This is a genomic window from Pseudothermotoga sp. U03pept, from assembly GCF_051235805.1.
Classification (GTDB): domain Bacteria; phylum Thermotogota; class Thermotogae; order Thermotogales; family DSM-5069; genus Pseudothermotoga_B.
This window is the reverse complement of sequence record NZ_JBPNXV010000001.1, coordinates 211,625-234,263: the sequence shown is the minus strand read 5'-3', so window position 1 is coordinate 234,263 and position 22,639 is coordinate 211,625. Positions and strand designations below refer to the sequence as shown.

The window sequence follows — 22,639 nt, the reverse complement described above, 5'->3', positions numbered from 1 at the left end:
CACCACTCGTGACAGCAATAAACTGCATCGCAGATCTTCAAAGCGTTTCTGCCTTTCATCGTACCCCTCAAGGAAGCTTGGTCTTCTCGACAAAACACGGCGGCTCTTGATGAGCCGCCTTTTTGCATGCAACTTTGGCTATTGAACTTTTGTGTTTTCCTTTTTCCTTGAGTTTTTGAAAGAAACACCAACGATGAGTCGATCGCTGTTGAAGATTCTTGTTATTAAAGTTATGAGAAAAACTGCCAGCACGATGTTGTAAAAACAGCCACAGACGACGAGCATATTGTTTCCAAAAAGAAGATTTCTCATCGAAAGCATTGGGTGAGTGAACGGTATTGCAAAGATCACAACTCTCAGTGGCAGTGAGAGAGTGGCAAAGTCCTTGAACATAGTTACAATCATACTGAAAATTGCAAGTGCTGTGATGGGGAAGGTCATAACCTGTGCGCTTTTGAAGTCTTTCGAGATGACTCCCAGTAGCATCGCCATACCGATACCACAGAGCAAAGCAGAAAACAATGAAACTCCTACAAGCAAGTAGTCTGACAGATCAAGACGAAGTCCAAGAGACGCTGTTGAAGAAAAAGTGAATGACTTCATGTAAAAGTTAAAGCCTATCATGTATATACCTGCCATCACCGAACCGGCAATCGTTGCTGCAAGGATCTTAGAAAAGACAATATAGCTCCTCTTCACAGGCAAAGTCATGAGCGTCTCTAAGGTTTTGTTTTCCTTCTCCAAACCCATCGAAGAGATCACAGTGTTGCCTGCCATTATTATAAGCATCATTATTACTACCGATGTCATTGTGGTCTGAGAATTTGTCAGATTCAGAAGTTGCGGTGGCGACATATCTTCAAGTGTCATCTGCCCAAAGACAGTCGTGTCTGTTTTTTCAATCGGAGAGAGTACAAACTGTGGATTTTGAATGCCGTGCTGTACCATGATGGCTTTTTTGATCTGATCTTCAAAGGTTCTGTAAAAACCTTCAAAAACACTCGACGAAATTGTGTCTGCTATACCGAGGCCCTTTAACAGCCAGAAAACCTTTATTCTGGCTTTCTCACCAGATTGAAGTTGTTTGGTAAAATCCTTTTCTATCACAAGCAACGCAGTTCCATTTTGCCTTTTCAGCTCTTCGAGACCCTTTTGAAGATCGTTACCGTTGTAGAAAACATTTGCGAAATTCACAACACCCTGCTCGACTGCTTTTCCAAAGTCGCCCTCATCGAGATTGACAATGGCTACCGATGGCTTCTTTAGTACCTCTTTTTCGATATTTCCTACAGATTTACCAATAAAGGCGTAGACAAAAGAGATTACCACCACTGTGACAACACTGGAAACAGTCAAAACTTCCTTCAGTTCTTTTTTCAGCAAGTTCCAGAACATCTTATCACCTCTGTGAACACCTCTTCGATATTCGATGCGTTGAACTCTTTTTTCAAATCTTGAGGCGCCCCAGTTTTGACTATTCTCCCGCTGTTTATCAAGGAAATTCTGTCACACAGAAATTCGACTTCGAGCATATTGTGCGACGATAGTAAAACAGTGCCACCATTTTTGGTGAACTCCTTTATAGTATTTCTCACTTCACGCGCATTTAACACATCCAAACCAGAGGTGGGTTCATCGAGTACAGCCAATTTCGGGTCGATCATCAAAGCCCTGGCTATTAAGAGTCTTCTTGTCATACCTTTGCTGTAAGTACTCACCTTTGTCTTCAAACGATCAGACAATCCTGATATTTGAACTCCCTTTTCAACCATCTGATGGAAATGCTTTTCATCCTTTGCGAAAAACCTTGCGATGAATTTCAAGTAGTCTATACCTGTTAGTTCTTTATATGCACCTGCATCTTCTGGTAGATAGCTTATCAACTTGCGAATTTCGTCTGCTTGGCTTGTAAGATCATATCCAAAGATCTTCACAGATCCAGAGTCAGGTTTTAGCAAAGTACATAGAATCCTGAGAGTAGTGGTCTTGCCTGCCCCGTTGGGTCCTATGAGTCCATAGATCTCTCCTTGCTCAATCTCAAGATCAATCTGCTTCAGTGCCTGAAAACTTCCGTAGCTTTTTCTCAAATCTTTGACTTCAACTACCCCATCAAGCTACCTCCTCCTGAAAAATATATCACTTACAAGTGTGCGTTTTCTATCAACAAATGTGAAGATATCATTCGCAAGTCTCGAAAACTTTGCCGGTAAGTTCCATTTCAAAGTCCATGAAGATGCGAAAACAAATTCTGAGTGTGATAGAATTTGCTCGAGGTGTACAGTTTGAGGTTAACCTATTATCTTGGAAATCTTTTGGAGATCATCATAACAGGCTTCATTGCTGTAACTCTCGCTGTTGTTCCGCGAGAGTATTTCAAGGCTCGCATGGCACTCTTTTTTGGTGATCAAACACCTGCCAAAGTAGGTCGTGTCTCACTGAATCCTTTTGTCCATCTTGATCCAATAGGTACTGTAGCATTCATATTTCTGAACTTCGGCTGGTCGCGACCCGTTCCTGTGAGACCGTGGAATCTCAAAGGAAGGAGAAAGACCCTTCTTTTTGTTTCGCTCTTAGGACCGATAGTCGGTGTTCTCTGTTTCTTGGTGTACGGAATCTTGGCGCGCAGCATCGAGAATAAACACAGCTATATCTTTGAAACGCTCTTCAAAGCCGCTAAATTCAGTCTCACCTATGCTCTTTTTTCGCTCTTTCCTATTCCACCGCTGGATGGTTCAAGGATTCTCGGTGCGCTCCTTCCAGAGCACTACACCGAGTGGTATCTCAAGTACGAAGTATACGGTGTGCTCTTTCTACTCGCTCTGCTTGTCCTTTGGATCATACCTTTGGTGATGAGTCCTTTTGTGAATTTCATCGACAAACTCACACTACTCGTGACTGGCTGAAGGGAGTTGCGCGAATGCTGGTGATAAGATACCCACTCTCCTTAAATGTTGCAAGAAGACTCAAAGCATCAGATCTCGTCAAATACACCGGAAGGATAATCTTACTGAGCAAACCTGCATTTGAAAGAGCTCTCGTCTATGAAAAAGCAGAAGGACTGATACCAGATTACATGAGTGGTGAAATAATCTGCTTTGGTCGCTTGCAAAACAACTCAGTTCAGCTCCTGGAACCCGCAGAGTTTGAAGATTGCCTTGAGAAGTCCTTTCTCTTTGGTGCCGTGGCAGTGCTCTCGAAAAGTGCCAAGATCAACAACTTCAATTTCCGAAGGTATGCCAGAGTCATGTTTGTTCCCGTCTCAGATATCACGATAAAATTCTCGAAGATATTGGCATATGCTGACCTGAAGAGCGAAGCTGTCTTCGAAATAGAAGTTGAAGATTTGTTGATGCGTGTTGCCATTGATTCGAGAGGAAATACAAAGAAAGTGGAGGTCGAACAATGAAACCCTGCTTTATCTTTGGTACAAGACCAGAAGTCATAAAGGTTGCACCAGTATACCTGTATTTCAAGAACCAAGGGGAGAATGCAATCGCAGTCGCTACAGCACAGCACAGAGAAATGATGGACATGATGCTACAAGTTTTTGACATGGAACCAGATTACGATCTGAATGTCATGACACACAATCAATCCTTGAACTCAATTGTTGCGCGCGTTATGGAAAGATTGGAGCCTGTACTGTTAAAGGAAAGCCCCGATATTATCTTCGTTCAAGGAGATACCACAACTGCCTTCACCGCAGCTCTGTGTGGATTTCATCTGTCCATACCTGTTGCTCACATAGAAGCTGGGTTGCGAAGTGGCGATCTGTACGACCCATTTCCCGAAGAACTGAACAGAAGATTGATCGACGTTGCCAGCAAGTATTTGTTCACTCCGACCAAGAGAGCTAAGGAGAATCTCCTGAAAGAAGGGATTGAAGAGAAAAGAATCTTTGTTGTTGGTAACTCCGTTGTAGATGCACTCGAGTATGTTAAGAGCAAGATTGATATGAACTCTTACAGGGAAAGACTCGTCGCTTTAGATGACTACATTCTTTTGACTCTTCACAGAAGAGAAAACATCGGCGAAAAAATGAGATCTGTTCTGAGGGGTATTGCACAATTTATCGACGAAGTTGACCTAAGAGTTGTCTTTCCTGTTCACAAAAACCCGAGAGTTCGTGAGATTGTAAACCAAGAGGTTGGCAACAACCCCAGGTTCATTCTGATCGAGCCGGTAGACTATCTGCAGTTCTTATCGCTCTTGGATGGAGCTCGATTTGTCGTTACAGATTCAGGTGGCGTACAAGAAGAAGCACCGTCTTTTGGGAAATTCGTCGTCGTTGCAAGGCAGACAACGGAAAGACCAGAGTTGATCGAAGCTGGTTTTGGTTTGCTTTCTGGAACTTCTCAAGAATCGATCTACAAAGCACTGATCGAAGCAAGCCAAAATAGATTGTGTATTTCTGAAAATCCCTTTGGTGATGGAAAAACATCCGAGAGAATATATAAGATCACAAGGGGTGAAGGCATTTGATGTTGAAGATGGCTTTGATAGGCTGTGGACGAATCTCTCCGAAACACATCGAGGCAGTTGTTGAAAACCACAATCTCGTAACACTGCAAGCAGTCTGCGATCTGTTTGTCCAAAAGGCAGAAGCTACGGCTGAAAAGGTCGAAAGAACTCTTGGGTACAGACCACAAGTCTATGTAGACTACAAAGAAATACTCCAGATGGACGATATCGATTTTGTAGCGATTTCAACACCGAGTGGTACACACTATCAAATAGCGATAGATGCTCTCAGCAGTGGAAAACATGTTCTTGTTGAAAAGCCGATGGCTTTGAGCACAGTTCATATGCGGCAGATGATAGAGCTCGCCAGAGAAAAAGAGCTGAAACTCGGTGTTTGTTTCCAAAACAGATTCAATCCTCCTGTTCAGGAACTGAGAAAGAAGATCGAAAACAACAACTTCGGCAGAATCTTTTACGGAACGGTGAGTGTGAGGTGGAACAGAAACAGAGATTACTACGAACAGGCTTCTTGGCGTGGCACCTGGCAGCAGGATGGCGGTGTTTTGATGAACCAGAGTATCCATGGAATAGATCTGCTCCAGTGGATGCTTGGTGGCAAGCCAAAGAGAGTACTTGGTCTCATAAAGAACATGAATCACCCTTACATAGAATCGGAAGATCTCGGCATTGGTATAGTGGAGTTCGAATCTGGAGCGATTGGAGTTGTTGAGGGCACCTCGAATATATACAACAGAAATTTGGAAGAAGTTCTCAGTATTTTTGGGGAAAAAGGGACTGTGAAGATCGGAGGATTGGCAGTTAACCGCATCGAAGTGTGGAGATTTGCAAATGAAGAAACTCATCCTTACATGAATCTACCAGATCCGGAAACAGTCTACGGCAGGGGGCATGTACCACTCTACAGAGATTTCTGTGAGGCTCTGATCGCTGATCGTGATCCATATATAACTGGAGAAGAAGGAAAAAACGCTGTTGAGATCATCTTGGCGATCTACAAATCTGCCCTCGAGAGGCGATGGATTGAACTGCCCATGGAGTTTTCGACAGAAGATATGAAAAGGTGGTCACCTTGAGAAAGATGCATTGGGTACTGTTGGTATCATTAGCCACTGTGCTGAATCTTCTGTTCAAACCTGTGCAGCCAACTCCTTTGGACATAGTCTTTTTACTGTACTCACTTTTAGTCGCATCTCTTCTCGTAGACAGAGTTGATCTCATAAGCCTTCTTCTCGTCGCGTTGCCACACGCGCTGTATTCTCAACACTCACTAACTGCTTTTGTAATTGCCTTTGGAGTCTTGGCGAGAATCGGGAAGATCGGTGTAAAAAGAAGACTATCTCAAGCACTGTTTTGTTTTATAACCATCGGATATTCTCTGTTCATAACATCTGTCTTTACAGATTCATACCTGAGGTTTATTTCCTTTGCACTACTCACTTTATTCCTCCAAATTCCCATTGGCTACCTTTCAAAAGAACCTTTGAAATTGAAATTTGACCAGCTGATCTTTGCAGGCTTTTTCGGATTGATAACAGCCCTTCTCGCAACTCTGAAATATCCATCTGCTTTGACATTATCTCTGTACCCCCTTGGACAGCTTCTGTACTTGAAGGGTCTTTCAATCGAAAAAAGACTGAGAACCTGCGAGTCTCAACATAAAAGATTTGAACAGTTCAGGAAAAAGTTAGCCCTTTTGACAGAGTTGACGAGCTCTGTCTCACAAAAAAGTACGATTCAACAAAGTCTTTCAGAAACAGCAGAAACAATAAGTGAGATCAGCGGTTACAGGTATGTCTTGATAAACCTACTCAATAAAGAGAGTGGTAAAGTGGTCAGAATAGCGCATTATGGTATAAGTCAGCAGGAGTTCGAAAGGCTCAGATCTAACCCGCCACCGGTCGAGTACATATACAAGTTTATGCAAGAACGCTTTAGGGTGAGCAACTCTTTCTTTGTTCCAGATGGCGCCTTGGAGCTACCTGCAGAGTACACTGCGACCTTCTTAGATGCAAAATCTGCCTTTGAAGAACCTGATGCCTGGAAACCCAACGATATGCTCATAGTACCCATATACAGCCCAAGTCAAGATTTAGTCGGATACATATCAGTGGACGCCCCTGTTCACGGTAAGAGGCCCACGCTCGAGGACATCCAGATCATTGAACTGATTGCGAACCAAATCTACAAGTTGCTCGAACGTTCCGAAATCTATCAGAGTATTGTCATAAGACAACCTTATGACCAGCACACGCTACTTTTGACCCACTCAGCCTTCCTTGGTGAATTAGAAAATCAGTGTCAAAAAGGAGAACCTTTTGCTGTTGTCATACTTGATATCGATAACCTCTCGAAGATAAACAGTCAGTATGGACACGAAACCGGTGACAGGATTATAGAGAAAATCGCTGATGCACTCAAGGCAAGAACTCGAAAATCAGATCTCGCCGCACGCTATGGCGGAGAGGAATTCGCACTCTTGCTGAGAAATGTTTCAAAATCAAAGGCAATTGAAATCACCGACAGAATACTCGACGAGATAAGAAAAATACAAGACGTCGTGAATGTCACATGCAGCGCAGGTATAGGGGTCTTTCCAGACCACGGCACAGACTACGACAGCATACTGAAGCAGGCATTGAAAGCACTCGAAATAGCCAAAAAGTCTGGTAAAGACAGGCTCATGGTGTTTTGAGATCAGCGAGCACCAAAGTTGGTTCTACTCCAAAGATCTTCACAAGTCTCTGATCACTGGTGAAGATTATGATCTGTCTTTTCTTAGATTGTTCTTTGAGTATTTCAACCGCCTTTTGCAAACGCATCTCGTCGAATCTGATGAGAAAGTTGTCTATTATCAAGGGCAGCGACTCTTCTGGCTCTAATGTGTTGTAAAGTGCAACTTTGTAGCAGAAAAGCAACTGATCAAGAGTGGCTCTACTCAGAGACTCAGCGGTACTCGTAAGCTGATTCCTGACGAAGAATCTGACTGAAAGATCTGGCTCAACGTACATGTTCTGCGACAGATTAGTGAACTCGGCGAAAAGGTCTTTCAGCGATCTTGAAAACCTTTCAACATAGGTGCCGGTCAAACGATTCAGTTCGTCTTCCAGAAAATCTCTCACATGTGTCATTTGATCTCTCAGTTTTGAGTACGCCTCTCTCTCCAGTTTCTTGAGTGAAAGTTCGTGTAGCTGTGAAGATATATCCGCTGGCAAATTGATCGACGAAATCTGTTCTTCTATCTGTTTCAATGACTCTGTTGTCTTTACGTGTTCTTGAGAAAGCCGTTCTAAAGAACCTTCCAAATCCCTTTTCTGATCGATCAACTTGGCGAGTTCCTTATAGTTCAGACCAAGGAGAACCAGCTCTCTGCGCTGTACCAATTCGAGTATTTTCAAGAGTTCTTCTATCCTTTTGTCAATCTTCTCTATCTTAGAACTTCGCTCAAAGGCTGACAGGAGTTCTTCCATATCTTTTATTCCCAAAGATCTCAGCTTTGAGTAAAGTAAACCAAACAAGTCTGACAGATCCTCTTTGATTCTCTGAAGCTGATTCTTGGTTTGCTGGACAGATTGCTGAATTAAGAGGTATTCCAATTTCTTCCTCTCAAGAGTTTCGAGCAACGTGCTCAATCTCAAGATCACGCTGGGTACATCGCTTATCTCTTTTGCACCAAATCTGCTCAATTCATCGATTAAAACTTTTACTTCTGATGAGAGCTTCTTTTTGAACTCTTCCAGTTCCTGATCGCGCCTTAACCAATCTCGATACTGTTCGTAAGATTGTCTCAGTTCCTCTATGCTGTTCACGCCAAAAGCACTCAAGAGGCGCTGAATAGCTGAATGCTTCTTCTTTTCAATCGCGCGAAGTTCAAGCTGCAATTTCACTTTTTGCTCTTCGTTTTCTTGTAAACTCCTTGCAGTTGATTTCACAGTCACGAATAAAACAATAGAAGCCAAACCAGCAGCAGCAGAAACATAAAACCACATAGGATCGAGGAAGAAACCCAAAGCGACCGAAGCTACGGCGAAGATCAACACAAGTACGGTGAAGATGCGCAGACTGCTTGCGCGTTTCGTCTGTCTTGAAATCTCAGATTCTATGAACTGGAGTTTGTTGTTCGTCTGTCTCGTCTCCAGTTCCAAGGATGTCGGTATCTCTTTCTCGAGAGAGCGAAGAATCTTATCATCTTCGCGTTTGAAAACATCCCAGCCCGCTTGATAGCTCCTCTCATGCCTTTGGATTTGTTCCAATTTACCCTCCAAGACCCTGTAACTGAGTTCAAAGTTCTTTACCCTGAGTCTCATTTTGTCGATATCTTCCTGCCAACCGAGTTCTTTTTCTATCTCTTCGATCTCTTTTCCTGTATCACTCTGCCTTTTCATCAGTTCATCTATCTTGCCCTCAGTATCTTTAGCATTCTTTTCAGCGCTTTGGATCTTCTCATAAAGCTGAACGATTTCGGTATATTCTTTTGTGCCAACGATTGGTAACTGCTTCTCGGTCTCAAGTTGCTGCTGCAATTCCCTTATTTCTCCGTTGAGTTGGTTGGCAATCCTGACAAGTTCTTCATCTATCTGCCTTTCTACATTCTTCAGCCTCTCTGTCGCTTGTTGCTTTTGACTCAGGAGTGTTTCAATTTGCTTTTCAACAGCATATTTATTACCCAGCAGAGCAAAGAGTCTATTTCTTTCTTCTTTGAATCTTTCTATCTGCCTCTGTAACTGATCGATCTCTTCATCGAGAATCCTTTCACTTACCAGTAATTTCGCCTCGAAATCAGGTTGTCTTTTGAGAAGAATAGAGATCCTTTCGGCTTCCTCAAGCTGAGCCATCTTCCTTTTCAGTCTCGCAATCACGGTTTCATCGGCTTTGAACAACTCCATGAGATCTTCTTCGTCTGAAAGAAGTGAAAGTGACTCGAGATACTTTCTGTCCAAAAGAGGTTGCCCAATGAACAATTCTTCCTCTCTGATTCTCTCTACAACCAGCGACCCACCAAACTCATCAAAATCCCATGGTTTGTATCGAGACAGCTCGTCTTCGTCAAGTCCTGCGAGATTTGAGATTATGAATTTGTACAGCGTGGTCTTCCCGGATTCATTCGGACCAACGACTATATTCACACCATCTGTGAAATGCACCTGACAATTGTGAAATTTTCCAAAGCCCAATATCTTCAGTTCTTTTACTTTCAGAAAACTCACCCCTCACAGAAATCTAAGAGCTTTATCAAAGTACACAGCGTATGTTGATCCACTCTGCCGGCAAACCTTCTTTCAATGACATCCTTCGGGTCTCTACACACAAAAGCGACTTTGTTGCCGAAGAGCTTAGCGAGCTCTGATTGAGAAGATGTCACAAAAGTTGGAATATATCCAACAACTCCATCTGGAAGATTAGTCGGCTCCTCGAGTACCTTCGGGACCAAACCTTTCACAGAGCTTTCAACAACATGACTTTCACCATCTTTTAGAAGCAGGAAGGCAGGCTTTTTGTTTTCTAACGGATTTGAAGAAAAATCTGTCTGTGGCTTTTCGTCGGTGAGTTCTATTGTCCTGGGTAACTTCAGATTGTTCAGCAAACCATCGCTTTGACAAATCTTCATTTTTCTTGGGACAAGGGAAAGGATCTCAAGGATCTGCTCAGGTAATGCGAGATCACCAAAGAGGTCAACTGCTACATGTTCATCTGCTTCAAATCGAAGAAATTCCAAGAACATCTCCTTCTTCAGACTCGTCACCTGCTCGAATACCAGTGGAAACTGAGCATCCTTTGAATCATACAATTTCAGCGATATGAGAAAGATTTTCTGCACGATCTCACCGCCTATTTGAAATCTATCTTGTACAGTGCAAAACCGAAACCTTCTATCTTGCAGACAATGGTCTTTGAAGGTTCCAACTCACGCCAACCTGATCTGTCCCACACTTTCACAGCTTCAACTGTTAAAGGCTTTCCGAAAGTATTTTCGATTTCTATTCCAACCTCACGTCCAAATTCATCGAGATTGCAGACCATTATGATCGCCTCTTGATCTGACCAATAGGAGGCATTCGCTGTCTTACCATCCTGCCATGTCAGATAAACCGGTTTGTATTCTCCATTCACAATCAAAGACAGAAAGTGCTCTCTAACCTTCGAAAGTTCTGAAAGAAACTCAAAAACTTCTGAGTCCTTCCAGTGCATCACATAGTGATCGAAGAAGGCAAGTTTACCTTGAAATTCATCTTCACAACTGAGAGTAAACCTGCCGCATGCATCGTTGTCAAGGCCAAGATTCATCGGCTGGGTTTCTTCGATCTCTTGACCCGAGTTTATCATCAGAACCCCGTTGGGTAGAAAAGCACAGAGGAATGGTATGAGACACTTGAGTCTGCCATTCAGCCTTTGAGCAATTCTTGGAGTATCTGGTGTCTCTGCACAAGCGATGTAAGGCAATTCTACCTTAGCGGCTGTAACCTGTGCAAACTCATAGGTCTTCTCAGGGACCCTTGGAAGCATCCACCAGCTATTTCCAATCACCACATCGTATCCCGCTTCCTTTGCCTCTTTCGCCCTGTGCATCTCAAGCTCTTCGGCAATAAAAACAAAGGATGGATCGTAATCCCTCGCGTTTTTGATGATCATCTGTTCCAGATCATCAGGCAAAGCATGTCCCATATCAAGTCTTATTCCGTCCAGACCGAACTTCTTTTGGAAATGTGGAATGACAGAAGCGATGTAGTTCCACAGTTCTGTGTTAGGTTTTCTGCCGGGAAAACGGCTTGACTTTATCACATCAAACAAGACATACGGTGGCTGATCTTTAGAAACCTTCCCCTCGCTTGTAACTGGATGATCATGGTACAACCTCAAAAAGGTTACATCATCCCAAGTAGGTTGTGTATCGTTTATCCAGTCTGAGAAACCAGGCGCCGTCACAATACCAAACTCTCTTGCAATGTTGTAGATGAAATCCTCCTCGGTCAAATCTTTTTTCAATCTTTCCCATTTCTCTGCATCGATTGTCTTTGGGTCAAAGGTGAATCTCTTCAAGTGTTCTTTCACCTGGTCTTGATCGTAGATCTTCTTCATGTTTTCAAAATCAGGCTGGCAAAACCCGAGTCCAGGGATCTTTGGGGGAGCGTAACTGGCGAGTTCGTCCACTTTGATCCAGTAGAACCAATCTGGGTGTTCAAGAATCAGATTGCAATCTCTTGCGGCAGTTCTTGGTATGAAATCGAGGATCACCCTTATTCCCAATATGTGACATGATTCGACAAGAGCCGTGAATTCATCTTCCACATTCCAACCATCGAGTAATGGATCGTGGTAGATGGGATCTATCTTGAGAAAATCTTTTACAGAATACGGAGAACCTATCTCGCCTTTCTTGAAAACCTGACTGCTCTCTGTCAAGGGAAGGAGGTACAGAACATTCACACCCATCTTCACAAGATGTGGCAATAGAGCGATCATCTTGAGAAAGGTACCAGATTCACGATATCCAAGGATGTCATCGGGCTCGAACCGTCCAAAACCTTTGTGATTGTAAGCAACTGTACTTCGAACGAGTGAAGAGTAAATCACAGCCGTTCTTATCCAATTTCGATCTTCAGTGCCGTTTTTCAAGCTGAGTGACTGATTGTAGTCAATGCCATTCTTCTTTTTCCTCAAAATCCAATTGATGATCGATTTGAAATAAGAAGACGGTTCGACGAAAACTCTGTTCCCTTCAAATCTTGCCTCACCATCGTACTCCTCGAAAAACCAGTTTCTTGGAATACAATAATCTGGCTTTTTCCTTGGTTTTATCGAGATCTTGTCGATCACCCACCATCCCCCTCTCAGATGCTTTCAAGATACCTTTTCTGTTCCAAGGAAAGTTCATCTATCTTGACATTCATCGAATCGAGTTTCATCCTCGCGACCCTTTCGTCTATCTCTCTTGGTACAGAGAAAACCCCTGCAGGCAGATTAGAAGATGACAGATAGATCAAAGACAGAGCTTGAACGGCAAAGGAAAGATCCATGATCTCTATGGGATGTCCGTCAGCCGCAGCAAGGTTTACAAGCCTGCCTTCAGCCAACAAAAAGATGGTTTTCTTGTTTTGCATAACATAACCAACTACATTTGGACGGGCTTCGAATTTTTCAGCGCTTATATGTTCGAGTGCTTTGACATCGATCTCCACGTTGAAGTGGCCCGCATTTGCAAGAACTGCACCATCCTTCATCGACAAGAACTCTTCCACGGATATCACCGTGGTGTTTCCAGTAACGGTAACGAAGAAGTCTCCTATTTCTGCGGCGTCTTTCATTCTCATGACTTCAAAGCCATCCATGAGTGCTTCCAGTGCCTTAATTGGATCTGTTTCAGTAACGATAACCCTTGCTCCAAGGCCTTTTGCCCTCATTGCCACACCTTTGCCACACCAACCATACCCGGCGACTACAACGGTTTTACCCGCGATCAACAGATTTGTATTCCTCATGATGCTGTCCCATGTCGATTGCCCGGTACCATATCGGTTGTCAAACAGATGCTTGGTGTACGCATCGTTCACCGCTATGACTGGTACTCTCAACTTTCCCTGCTGGTGCAATGCTCTGAGTCTTCTCAAACCTGTTGTCGTTTCCTCTGTTACACCCTTGACACTACTGAGAACCTCAGGCATCTCAAGATGTGCCGTTACTGTGAGATCTGCTCCATCATCTAATATGAGATTTGGCTTTGATTCGAGTACTGCATAGATACCCTTCATGTATTCACTCTCATCTGTGGTTCTCTTCGCAAAAACATTCAAACCATTTTCTTTCAGTGCCTGAGCGACATCGTCTTGGGTACTGAGTGGATTGCTACCCGTTACGAAGACCTCCGCACCAAGTTTGCTCAGCAATAAAGCAAGATAAGCTGTCTTCGCCTCGAGATGAATTGACATACCTACCTTTACACCCATTAGTGGCTTTTTCAGCATGTACTCACTTTCAATTGAGTTCAACAAGGGCATGTACCTGCCAGCCCAATCGATCTTCCTTTGACCGCTGTTCACAACATCACCTCACAGAAATCTTCTGATTAGGTCTATCGCGTTTTGTGGACAAACCTCATGACACACATAACACCTAATACATTTATCGTAATCAATCCTGTATTCTGAAACCTCAATAGCTTGTGCAGGACATCTCTCTTCACATATTCTACACTGAACGCACCTTCTCTTGGCAATTCTTGGTACTCTTACAATACTCCTCGCTAATCTCTTGAGCGGCTTGGCCACAGGCAGTGTTTGAGCGGTGACAGGAAGCTCTATTGTCGAATGCCAATTACCATCGATCTCGTAAACGGGAACAAGATTTCTCCTCAAACTCTCTTTGACAGTGAAGACTACCTGCGGTTGAACACTAAGCCTCTCACATATGGCGTGATCAAGAGCAAATGCGTTTTCACAGACTGCAAGCACACCAAAGTTCTTCAACTTTCCATTTGCAGGACCATTGCCCTCCATACCCAGTACGCCATCTAAAATTGTGAGAACTGGTTTAACAAGAAGATGAACATCCACGAGCAAAGAGGCAAAATTTTCGTTTGTACCACACCTTATGTGCCAACCTGACTTTTCCAAGCCGGGTATACAACCAAAGGTGTTCTTCACTCCAAGAGTGAGTATCATCTGTGAATGTGTTTTGAGTTTGGCAAGATTGACTACTTTGTCTGCTTCAAAGACCTTTGAACTGATCTTTATCTTCTTGTACACTTGCCCATCGACTACGATTGGATCATCCAGTTCAACCGTTGGTATTCCCAATTTCCTACACACATCTGCAATGCCTGACTCTGAGATAACCCTCTGAAAAACACCTGCGGCGGGGCTATCGCCGACGAACGGCTTTGTGCCGAGTGAGATCAAAAACTTCAAAACAGTTTCTACAACAGCAGGATGAGTTGTCACACCTTGGTCTGGCTTTCTCGCTGAAAGCAAATTCGGTTTTATCAAAACAATGTCACCCTTCTGAAAAAGTTTCGAGTATTTCTCGAGTAGTGGCAAAAGAGTTTCTTCCACTCGATCGTAAGATTCACACTTTGCGAGATGAACTTTCAGATGGCTTCCTCCTTTCTTTGAATATTCTACTTGAATTCGGTTAATATTCGTTGGCACACTCCAGCAGAGATATATGATTGTATTAGAGGTGATCTTTTGACACAAGTTGTTGTAAATCAGGTCTTGATGATTTTTCTTTTGATCGGTTTTGGATATTTTCTGAGAAAGCTGAATGTCATGAACGATGGTTTTACAAAAGGTGCAACCGATTTGATAATCTATGTAACTCTTCCGGCTATGGTCCTTGCTTCGATGGATAGAGACTTCTCAAAGGAACTTGCATCCAACGGTCTTGTAGTTTTCTTCTTCGGTGCTTTGATGTATCTAATACTCTCGATTATTGCCTTTGCCTTTGTGAAATTCAGAGGTATAAACGACAGCGATAGAGGTGTTTATCTCTACATGGTCATCTTTGGAAATGTAGGTTATCTTGGATACCCTATTGCTAACATAGCGTTTGGTGATATCGGTGTCTTTTACACAGCATTTTTCAACATCTGGTTTCAGATACTGACGTGGACACTCGGTGTGAAGTTGATGTCCAAGGAGAAGATCAACTTCACCAGACTCATCTTGAACCCTGGGCTGTTGGCAACTTCTTTCGGTGTGATGATCTTTTTCTTTTCTTGGGATCTTCCAGCGGTTATCAAAAGCACACTCGAAACAGTTGGAAGTATGACTGTTCCCTTGGCAATGTTCATAGTTGGAGCTTTCTTGGCAGATGCGAAATTTTCCGATTTTCTCAGCAAAATCGATCTTTACATCGCAGCAATTGCGAAATTGGTCATAGGTCCTGCATTGATGGCTTTGATACTCTTCAAAGTCGATCTGCCCATCATCGTGAAAGCAATACCGATCATCATGAGTGGAATGCCTTCTGGTGTGAACACGGCAATCTTCGCGAGAATCTTTGGCAGAGATTACAAACTCGCCTCACAGGGGGTTGTGCTCTCTACTGCTCTTTCATTGGTGAGTCTTCCTATTTTGTTGATCTTGGTTCTCTAAAGCTGGAGCAACCATCTTTGAAAATCTGCGTGAAAAATATCGTGCTTTTACTGAGTTGGTTGAATAGGTTATTCGTATGAATGTTAGTACTTAAAACCTCTTGTCATCAGAAGAGTTCTGTGGTAAAATCTTTCACGGTTGCCGAGGTGGCGGAACAGGCAGACGCGACTGACTCAAAATCAGTTGAGGGATGACCTCGTGCGGGTTCAACTCCCGCCCTCGGCACCAATTTCCTTCCTTACAACCTTTGTACACCCCCAAATGTTCAACACCTCTTAAAATCTGGTAAAATCTCTTCAAGAGTATCTTTCACCTTGGAGGGTCATAATGATTCATAACAAGCACTCAGTGAGATCCTTTGTGTACATACTTTTAATCGGTTTGAGCATAGCTGTTCTGGGAATATTCGTCTTGACAACCATTTTCCCAAGGATAGAGAACTTGATCAAGAACAGTCTGATCAGACAAGCAACCGACATGCTTGACATTGCTTACACTTTGATCAGCCAGCACTATGAAAGTTACAACAAAGGCTTCTTTGACGAATCAACAGCACAGAGGATGACGAAAGAGCACCTTGGTACTTTCCTCTATGGTTTGGAAAAACTTGATTATTTCTGGGTTTTGAACAAAGAAGGAATACTTCTTGTACATCCATATTTGAAAGACTACGTAAATCATCACTATCTTGAGATAGAAGATAGCTTGTACAAAGATGCAATCGAAAAGATTCTGCAAGCAGCGAAGGAAAACAAACCTTATGTTGAGTACGACTTCTACAGGTATGATCGAGAGCGAACAGAAAGAAAGATCAGTGCAATAAAAGTCTTCGAACCATGGGGATGGATCGTCGGAACCGGTTTTTACAGAACCACCCTTATGAATCAAGTCAAATCAATAGAGAACAGTTTCAAAATTGCCGTCTATTTGTTTCTTACTCTGCTTGCTGTTATCTATTTCAACTTCTTGGCTCAGTACAAGAAAGCCAACCGCGAGATATCAAGAATTTTAAAGGAAATCTCCACCGAAAGAGATCGTCTCAAGACGCTGATTGAAACAATGCCTCAACCTGTGGCACTCTTTGATCAAACAAAAAAACTTTTGGAATACAACAGAGCCTTCTCTGAAATACAGAACTACGATCATGAACCGTCTACATGCCGCACTTGCGCAGACAATTCACAGCAATCTTTTGAAATCACCCTGAAAACCCCTTCGGGCACAAAGTGGTACAGAGTGAATTGCATTCCAATTTTTGACAAAGACAAAAACCATGAAGGTTTTATAAAAATATTGAGCGACATAACAGAACAAAAATTGCAGATCCTTTTCTGGCAAGACAAAGCTAATCAAGATCCGTTGACGGGTGTTGCCAACAGAAATGTTCTTGAACAGCTCATGGACAGTTTTCCAGACTTGGGACAAGAATTTTCTGTTATAATGCTTGATATAGATGGGTTCAAACAGGTGAACGATACTTATGGACATTTGGTTGGAGATCAAGTTCTAATACATTTTGCAGAAACAATCAAAAACTCGTTGAGAAAAGACACCTTTTTCGTCAGATTCGGTGGTGATGAGTTTCTCATTATTGCTCCAAGAAGTGGAAAGGAAACAGCCAAAAATCTGGTTGATCGTCTCAGAAAAGAGTTCAAAACACCTTTGCAAACCAACGGAGGTCAAGTCAGCATAAGTTTTTGTGCAGGAATAGCCAGCTTTCCTGAAGATGGTAAGAAACTTAGAAACCTGATCGAGCAAGCAGACAAAGCTCTTTACAAAGCTAAGTCCATAGGTACTAATCAGACTGGTTTTTGAATTTTAAGGAGAGTGGTTTTATGAAAGTTGCAATAGTCTTCGACAGCAGTATAGATATACCTGCTGAATATCAATTTGAGCTGCCCCACTACATTCTGCCACTGAAGGTTTATGTTGAAGCCAGTGAATTCAAAGACAAAATCGAGATTACAGACGAACAATTTTATTCACAGGCACTGTCTGGTAAGAAGGTTGGAACGGCTCTGCCCAATCCTTCGGAGACTGCCCAGTTGTTGGTGAAGCTTTCGAAAGAATACGACCATCTGTATATAGTTACCATCTCGAGCAAATTGAGCGGCACCTGGAACATGGTTCGAATGACCCTCGAGCAGATGAATATCAAGAACGCAACTTTGATCGACTCAAAGAGCGGCAGTGTCAAGAGCTTTTACGTAGTTTACAGATTAATAGAGGATTTGAAAGCACAAAGGGAAATTACAGAACAAACGGGGCAACAGTATGTTCAAGATTCTCTTTTGGTTTTCACAGTGACAACCCTTGATTATCTTCACAGAGGCGGAAGAATAGGTAAGGCAAAGGCGCTTCTTGGAAAGATTCTGCGGATAAAACCAATCCTCTCAACAAGTAATGAGGGAGAAGTGTTGAGCCTCGGTTCAGCAAGATCGATCAAACAGCTCATCGAAGAGATGGTCAAGAAAACGAAGGAGTTTCTGCATTTTGAAGACTACATCATCATAGGAGGATATGGAGCACAGCACATGAAACAGTACTTAGACGAACTTTTATCACATTTTCCAAGTCAGAAGATATTCGGAATTTCGAGAATTGGTCCTGGTGTGAGTGCTCACGTTGGTCCAGAGGTCTTTGGATTGGTAGCGGGCAAGATTTAAGTCAGCTTATCCTCGACCGAGGACAGAAACACAAAAACGAAGATCTGTTCAGCCTCACTTTGTGAGTTGCGTGATAGCAAACCAAGCCAACAATATTTCTTCAAATCCAGACTATGATGGTTGACATAGAACAAAACAAGCCATCTCTTGGTGATCTTATATCACGTCAAGACAAAGCCAAATCTCCGTAGTTCTGAAGATGTTGAAAACAGTAAAGCTGGACTAACCGCAATATGCAGAAAAATCTTTATCTCCTTCAAAGCATTCCGAGAAGTTCAAACGAAAATTCCCTCTAAATTACGACAAAACAAAAGCTAAAAACAACACCCCGATTTCAAGATCTGCCAAAAGTGTTGTAGAATATCTATGAATATGAGCAACAAGGGTACTATATTACATTTCAGTAACACTATGAGTTAATCAAACACATATAGCCCTGCGCTCATACACGCGAACTGGAAAAAAGATCCAAAATGCATTTTGAATAAAAGTACTGTAAGGACTAATAAATGCAGCCATGACAACTAATATTACCCATTGCAGGCTCATAACTCCAAAAGTCGTAAAATGCTTTCATGAAGATATTATAAACTGAAACATGCATGAATACACAATAATAGCACACTCTGCCAACTCAACGAAACAACGAGGATTGTAATAACTTTACTCACAGGTCATTGACATATTAATATTGTAGTCCAAAAAGTTCCATATCTCCCTCAAAAAGTATCAGTTGCGTATTTGTGCGGGTTTCCGTCAACAGATCCTGAATACGCATCAATACTGAATAAAATTAACCAAATTGCCCCCATGTTAGCCTCGCACTCACTTTGTTAACACTAGACACAGAATATTATACATATTTGGCATCATATCTATCATATATTCAAAATGTAAGGGTCCGAAAGAAGGTCCTCTCTGAAAGGGATGGCAACTCACCTACACTTCCACTATCTTTATAATAACATTTATTTCGTCCGAAAGAAGGTCCTCTCTGAAAGGGATGGCAACCTATATGTAATCATTTTTTTCATCCGTGCATTATACATGAGTCCGAAAGAAGGTCCTCTCTGAAAGGGATGGCAACTTGGGTTGATTTGTCTTCATGCCCGCTCTTAATTATGAATTGTCCGAAAGAAGGTCCTCTCTGAAAGGGATGGCAACGGGGGGGAGGTGGAACTTAGCTCCTCCCCCTTTTCTAATTTGTCCGAAAGAAGGTCCTCTCTGAAAGGGATGGCAACAAGTCTGCTTTGAATTGTGCTATGATGTTTGCTGTGACTGGTCCGAAAGAAGGTCCTCTCTGAAAGGGATGGCAACATTGGAATTCCCAACAGGTTTGAAACTATTGTTGCTGTATGTCCGAAAGAAGGTCCTCTCTGAAAGGGATGGCAACCCGGGGCGTCTGGGGTCACGATTACTTACTTCTGTAGAGTTGTCCGAAAGAAGGTCCTCTCTGAAAGGGATGGCAACAAATAAGTGTTATCAACAAGTGGGTAAACTCCGAACCAGAGTCCGAAAGAAGGTCCTCTCTGAAAGGGATGGCAACTACGTATCGTTCCTGAGCTCGTAGCAAATACTCTTGGTAAGTCCGAAAGAAGGTCCTCTCTGAAAGGGATGGCAACATTTTGGCACCCTCTGGGAGCGTTGTCGCTCCCTCAGGCAGTCCGAAAGAAGGTCCTCTCTGAAAGGGATGGCAACAAGATCGCGAGAATTAATTCGTGTCTGGTTATGTTCTTTTGTCCGAAAGAAGGTCCTCTCTGAAAGGGATGGCAACTCTTTGACTGTTTTTGTAGCTTCTGCTATGTCTGTTGCTTGTCCGAAAGAAGGTCCTCTCTGAAAGGGATGGCAACTTATCAGGACCTCACCCCCTCCGTTCAACTCCCCTTTTATGTCCGAAAGAAGGTCCTCTCTGAAAGGGATGGCAACAAAAGGAACAACTGTTTTGAAGCGTCAACTGGGTCTGCCGGTCCGAAAGAAGGTCCTCTCTGAAAGGGATGGCAACAGGGGGAGGGAGGATCTTTAATTATAACCTCCCCCCCTTCGGTCCGAAAGAAGGTCCTCTCTGAAAGGGATGGCAACTTGATTGCCCTAAGGACTCTCAATCTGAAGCTATAATTTCGTCCGAAAGAAGGTCCTCTCTGAAAGGGATGGCAACCCCCGCACTCAAGCTCCCAAGAGGGGCGCTCTTGGGAGCTTGTCCGAAAGAAGGTCCTCTCTGAAAGGGATGGCAACCATTTCAACCAGATAATTCAAAAAGCTGGATTTAAAATCCTGTCCGAAAGAAGGTCCTCTCTGAAAGGGATGGCAACGCTACAACGTTTGCTGTATCTTGATGTCCCACAATAGATAGTCCGAAAGAAGGTCCTCTCTGAAAGGGATGGCAACCTTCTCTTTGTCTGCTTGCCAATGTTCTCCAAACTGTGTCCGAAAGAAGGTCCTCTCTGAAAGGGATGGCAACTTTTGGCACCATCTGGGAGCGTTGTCGCTCCCTCAGGCAGTCCGAAAGAAGGTCCTCTCTGAAAGGGATGGCAACGGGGGAGCTGGACAAACTGGCCCTCGATTTTAATCACGAGGGGTCCGAAAGAAGGTCCTCTCTGAAAGGGATGGCAACGGTGACTGGATATTTTTTTCTTATAATTTACACCACTTTGTCCGAAAGAAGGTCCTCTCTGAAAGGGATGGCAACGGGTCTTTGATTATGACCTCACCTTGGGCCGTTTCACCTCGTCCGAAAGAAGGTCCTCTCTGAAAGGGATGGCAACATACTACCTCTAACTAAGTTCACTCTTGGTAGTTCGTTAACGTCCGAAAGAAGGTCCTCTCTGAAAGGGATGGCAACCAAGTGGGCGGCGGCCATCATGAACGATTTCGTATTTCACGTCCGAAAGAAGGTCCTCTCTGAAAGGGATGGCAACACTAATCTTTCTCTTTGGTCTAAATCTCTAACTGGCATAGGTCCGAAAGAAGGTCCTCTCTGAAAGGGATGGCAACCAGGACCCTTTAATTACAACTAAAATTCCATGGGCCTGGCGTCCGAAAGAAGGTCCTCTCTGAAAGGGATGGCAACTCAGGTGGTGGGTCTTTAACGATTACCTCACCACCTGCTTGTCCGAAAGAAGGTCCTCTCTGAAAGGGATGGCAACCCCCTTCCCTGACGGCCGCCGCTCAGGTGGTGGGTCTTTAAGTCCGAAAGAAGGTCCTCTCTGAAAGGGATGGCAACACAACTTACCGCCACGACGGGAGGGCGGTAAGATCAAAAGTCCGAAAGAAGGTCCTCTCTGAAAGGGATGGCAACCCCTGACGGCCGCCACTCGAGGGCGGGGATCTTTAAGTCCGAAAGAAGGTCCTCTCTGAAAGGGATGGCAACTCGCCGCCCTCCAAGCACCCAAGAGGTACACTCTTGGTCCGAAAGAAGGTCCTCTCTGAAAGGGATGGCAACCTCCTTCCCTGATTTTGTGCTACCATGCACTACATTAACAGTCCGAAAGAAGGTCCTCTCTGAAAGGGATGGCAACGAGTTTTTCAACCCTGTCCATAACGTCATCTTTTTTCATTGTCCGAAAGAAGGTCCTCTCTGAAAGGGATGGCAACATAACCTCTCACCGAAGCTGTTGCCCTGTTCAAATTCAAGTCCGAAAGAAGGCCCTCTCTGAAAGGGATGGCAACTTCTAATCCCTGCAGTATCTGGTTCACTACTCTGGCAAATGGTCCGAAAGAAGGTCCTCTCTGAAAGGGATGGCAACCCGCTGGGGGGATCCTTTACTATCACTTCCCCCCCTTGACTCAGTCCGAAAGAAGGTCCTCTCTGAAAGGGATGGCAACGGATTGTTACTGTCTGGTGCAACGACGTCGTTTCGTATGTCCGAAAGAAGGTCCTCTCTGAAAGGGATGGCAACGTCTGGGTGTCCGACTATGCTTTGAAAATTGCCGTTCAAGGTCCGAAAGAAGGTCCTCTCTGAAAGGGATGGCAACTTTGCATATTGTGACCGTTGCTGTGACTCGGTTGTTGAGCGGTCCGAAAGAAGGTCCTCTCTGAAAGGGATGGCAACTTAAGTTCGTAATCTTCTCTGATGATAAGAAAATCACCATGTCCGAAAGAAGGTCCTCTCTGAAAGGGATGACAACAATTTGAAACATCTCAATCTCTTTTATGCTCCAAGGAGGTTTGAAAGAAAGCCCTATCTGAGAGTGATAAGAATCTGTGAAAAAGTGCATAATCACTTTAGGCAAAAAGAATGATTGACAAGATTCGATCAAAGGTGGTAAAATCTTTCTTGCCTGCCGAGGTGGTGGAATTGGCAGACACGCATGGTTGAGGGCCATGTGGGTATAAGCCCGTGCGGGTTCAAGTCCCGCCCTCGGCACCAAAAGGGAGCTTTCAGCTCCCTTTTTTGTTATACTTTT

The 22,639-nt window shown here is 43.5% G+C and carries 15 protein-coding genes, 2 tRNA genes and 1 CRISPR repeat array; of the genes, 10 read left to right on the top strand and 7 right to left on the bottom strand.

The genetic code is table 11. The features are described from left to right. Nucleotides 1-138: 138 nt before the first annotated feature. The gene (locus tag ACSFC1_RS01155) at nt 139-1,395 is read right to left on the bottom strand and encodes an ABC transporter permease (protein ID WP_435564302.1); all 1,257 of its coding nucleotides are present in this window, start codon (nt 1,393-1,395) and stop codon (nt 139-141) included. Next, nucleotides 1,377-2,087 (bottom strand): ABC transporter ATP-binding protein, encoded by a 711-nt coding sequence (locus ACSFC1_RS01150; protein WP_435564301.1) that lies wholly within the window; start codon nt 2,085-2,087, stop codon nt 1,377-1,379. Before ACSFC1_RS01150 ends, ACSFC1_RS01155 begins: the two co-directional genes overlap by 19 nt. Before the next feature lie 195 nt (nt 2,088-2,282). Between ACSFC1_RS01150 and ACSFC1_RS01145 the strand changes: the two genes are divergently transcribed. Genes ACSFC1_RS01145 through ACSFC1_RS01125 form a run of 5 tightly spaced genes read left to right on the top strand, consistent with a single transcriptional unit; the run spans nt 2,283 to nt 7,174 of the window. Beyond that, complete coding sequence (locus ACSFC1_RS01145; RefSeq protein WP_435564300.1) at nt 2,283-2,903, top strand: site-2 protease family protein; 621 nt, start codon at nt 2,283-2,285, stop codon at nt 2,901-2,903. A gap of 14 nt (nt 2,904-2,917) precedes the next feature. Continuing rightward, nucleotides 2,918-3,406 carry a fumarate hydratase C-terminal domain-containing protein gene (locus ACSFC1_RS01140; RefSeq protein WP_435564299.1) on the top strand — a complete coding sequence of 163 codons (489 nt, stop codon included), beginning with the start codon at nt 2,918-2,920 and terminating at the stop codon, nt 3,404-3,406. Next, nucleotides 3,403-4,482 carry a non-hydrolyzing UDP-N-acetylglucosamine 2-epimerase gene (wecB, locus tag ACSFC1_RS01135; protein WP_435564298.1) on the top strand — a complete coding sequence of 360 codons (1,080 nt, stop codon included), beginning with the start codon at nt 3,403-3,405 and terminating at the stop codon, nt 4,480-4,482. Before ACSFC1_RS01140 ends, wecB begins: the two co-directional genes overlap by 4 nt. After that, entirely contained in the window at nt 4,482-5,555 is a 1,074-nt protein-coding gene (locus ACSFC1_RS01130; RefSeq protein ID WP_435565957.1) for a Gfo/Idh/MocA family protein, read from the top strand. Before wecB ends, ACSFC1_RS01130 begins: the two co-directional genes overlap by 1 nt. A gap of 5 nt (nt 5,556-5,560) precedes the next feature. Beyond that, nucleotides 5,561-7,174 carry a sensor domain-containing diguanylate cyclase gene (locus ACSFC1_RS01125; RefSeq protein ID WP_435564297.1) on the top strand — a complete coding sequence of 538 codons (1,614 nt, stop codon included), beginning with the start codon at nt 5,561-5,563 and terminating at the stop codon, nt 7,172-7,174. Here ACSFC1_RS01125 and ACSFC1_RS01120 read toward each other — a convergent pair. From ACSFC1_RS01120 to ACSFC1_RS01100, 5 genes are read right to left on the bottom strand one after another with little or no spacing between them, the layout of a single operon-like run. Further along, nucleotides 7,161-9,686 carry an AAA family ATPase gene (locus tag ACSFC1_RS01120; protein ID WP_435564296.1) on the bottom strand — a complete coding sequence of 842 codons (2,526 nt, stop codon included), beginning with the start codon at nt 9,684-9,686 and terminating at the stop codon, nt 7,161-7,163. The two genes, ACSFC1_RS01125 and ACSFC1_RS01120, sit on opposite strands and share 14 nt — an antisense overlap. Beyond that, complete coding sequence (locus tag ACSFC1_RS01115; RefSeq protein WP_435564295.1) at nt 9,683-10,297, bottom strand: hypothetical protein; 615 nt, start codon at nt 10,295-10,297, stop codon at nt 9,683-9,685. The genes ACSFC1_RS01120 and ACSFC1_RS01115 overlap by 4 nt, the downstream gene beginning before the upstream one ends. Before the next feature lie 11 nt (nt 10,298-10,308). After that, a complete protein-coding gene (locus ACSFC1_RS01110) occupies nt 10,309-12,294 on the bottom strand; it encodes an alpha-amylase family glycosyl hydrolase (protein ID WP_435564294.1) in 1,986 nt (661 codons plus the stop codon). Between the two features lie 14 nt (nt 12,295-12,308). Next, complete coding sequence (locus ACSFC1_RS01105) at nt 12,309-13,514, bottom strand: adenosylhomocysteinase (protein WP_435564293.1); 1,206 nt, start codon at nt 13,512-13,514, stop codon at nt 12,309-12,311. Nucleotides 13,515-13,523: 9 nt separating this feature from the next. Continuing rightward, nucleotides 13,524-14,510, bottom strand: a complete 987-nt coding sequence (locus ACSFC1_RS01100) for a DUF362 domain-containing protein (RefSeq protein ID WP_435564292.1) — start codon at nt 14,508-14,510, stop codon at nt 13,524-13,526. 150 nt (nt 14,511-14,660) lie between these two features. On the opposite strand from ACSFC1_RS01100, the gene ACSFC1_RS01095 reads away from it, so the two are divergent. The 5 genes from ACSFC1_RS01095 to ACSFC1_RS01075 all read left to right on the top strand — a co-directional run bounded on the left by ACSFC1_RS01095 (nt 14,661) and on the right by ACSFC1_RS01075 (nt 22,602). After that, a complete protein-coding gene (locus tag ACSFC1_RS01095) occupies nt 14,661-15,569 on the top strand; it encodes an AEC family transporter (RefSeq protein WP_435564291.1) in 909 nt (302 codons plus the stop codon). A gap of 140 nt (nt 15,570-15,709) precedes the next feature. Continuing rightward, nucleotides 15,710-15,797, top strand: a tRNA-Leu gene (locus ACSFC1_RS01090). Between the two features lie 99 nt (nt 15,798-15,896). Continuing rightward, nucleotides 15,897-17,384: a diguanylate cyclase domain-containing protein gene (locus ACSFC1_RS01085; protein ID WP_435564290.1), complete on the top strand. Its 1,488-nt coding sequence runs from the start codon at nt 15,897-15,899 to the stop codon at nt 17,382-17,384. Nucleotides 17,385-17,404: 20 nt separating this feature from the next. After that, nucleotides 17,405-18,235: a DegV family protein gene (locus tag ACSFC1_RS01080; protein WP_435564289.1), complete on the top strand. Its 831-nt coding sequence runs from the start codon at nt 17,405-17,407 to the stop codon at nt 18,233-18,235. Between the two features lie 899 nt (nt 18,236-19,134). Further along, nucleotides 19,135-22,360: direct repeats of the CRISPR family, unit length 36 nt; unit sequence GTCCGAAAGAAGGTCCTCTCTGAAAGGGATGGCAAC. A 155-nt stretch (nt 22,361-22,515) separates the two neighbouring features. Then, nucleotides 22,516-22,602: transfer RNA gene (locus ACSFC1_RS01075), tRNA-Leu, on the top strand. The last annotated feature ends 37 nt before the right edge of the window (nt 22,603-22,639 follow it).

Bases quoted from the DNA above. Each gene is read 5' to 3' on its own strand.
- ACSFC1_RS01155 (WP_435564302.1), bottom strand. From the start codon at position 1,395: ATGTTCTGGAACTTGCTGAAAAAAGAACTGAAGGAAGTTTTGACTGTT.
- ACSFC1_RS01140 (WP_435564299.1), top strand. From the start codon at position 2,918: ATGCTGGTGATAAGATACCCACTCTCCTTAAATGTTGCAAGAAGACTC.
- wecB (WP_435564298.1), top strand. From the start codon at position 3,403: ATGAAACCCTGCTTTATCTTTGGTACAAGACCAGAAGTCATAAAGGTT.
- ACSFC1_RS01130 (WP_435565957.1), top strand. From the start codon at position 4,482: ATGTTGAAGATGGCTTTGATAGGCTGTGGACGAATCTCTCCGAAACAC.
- ACSFC1_RS01125 (WP_435564297.1), top strand. From the start codon at position 5,561: ATGCATTGGGTACTGTTGGTATCATTAGCCACTGTGCTGAATCTTCTG.
- ACSFC1_RS01085 (WP_435564290.1), top strand. From the start codon at position 15,897: ATGATTCATAACAAGCACTCAGTGAGATCCTTTGTGTACATACTTTTA.
- ACSFC1_RS01080 (WP_435564289.1), top strand. From the start codon at position 17,405: ATGAAAGTTGCAATAGTCTTCGACAGCAGTATAGATATACCTGCTGAA.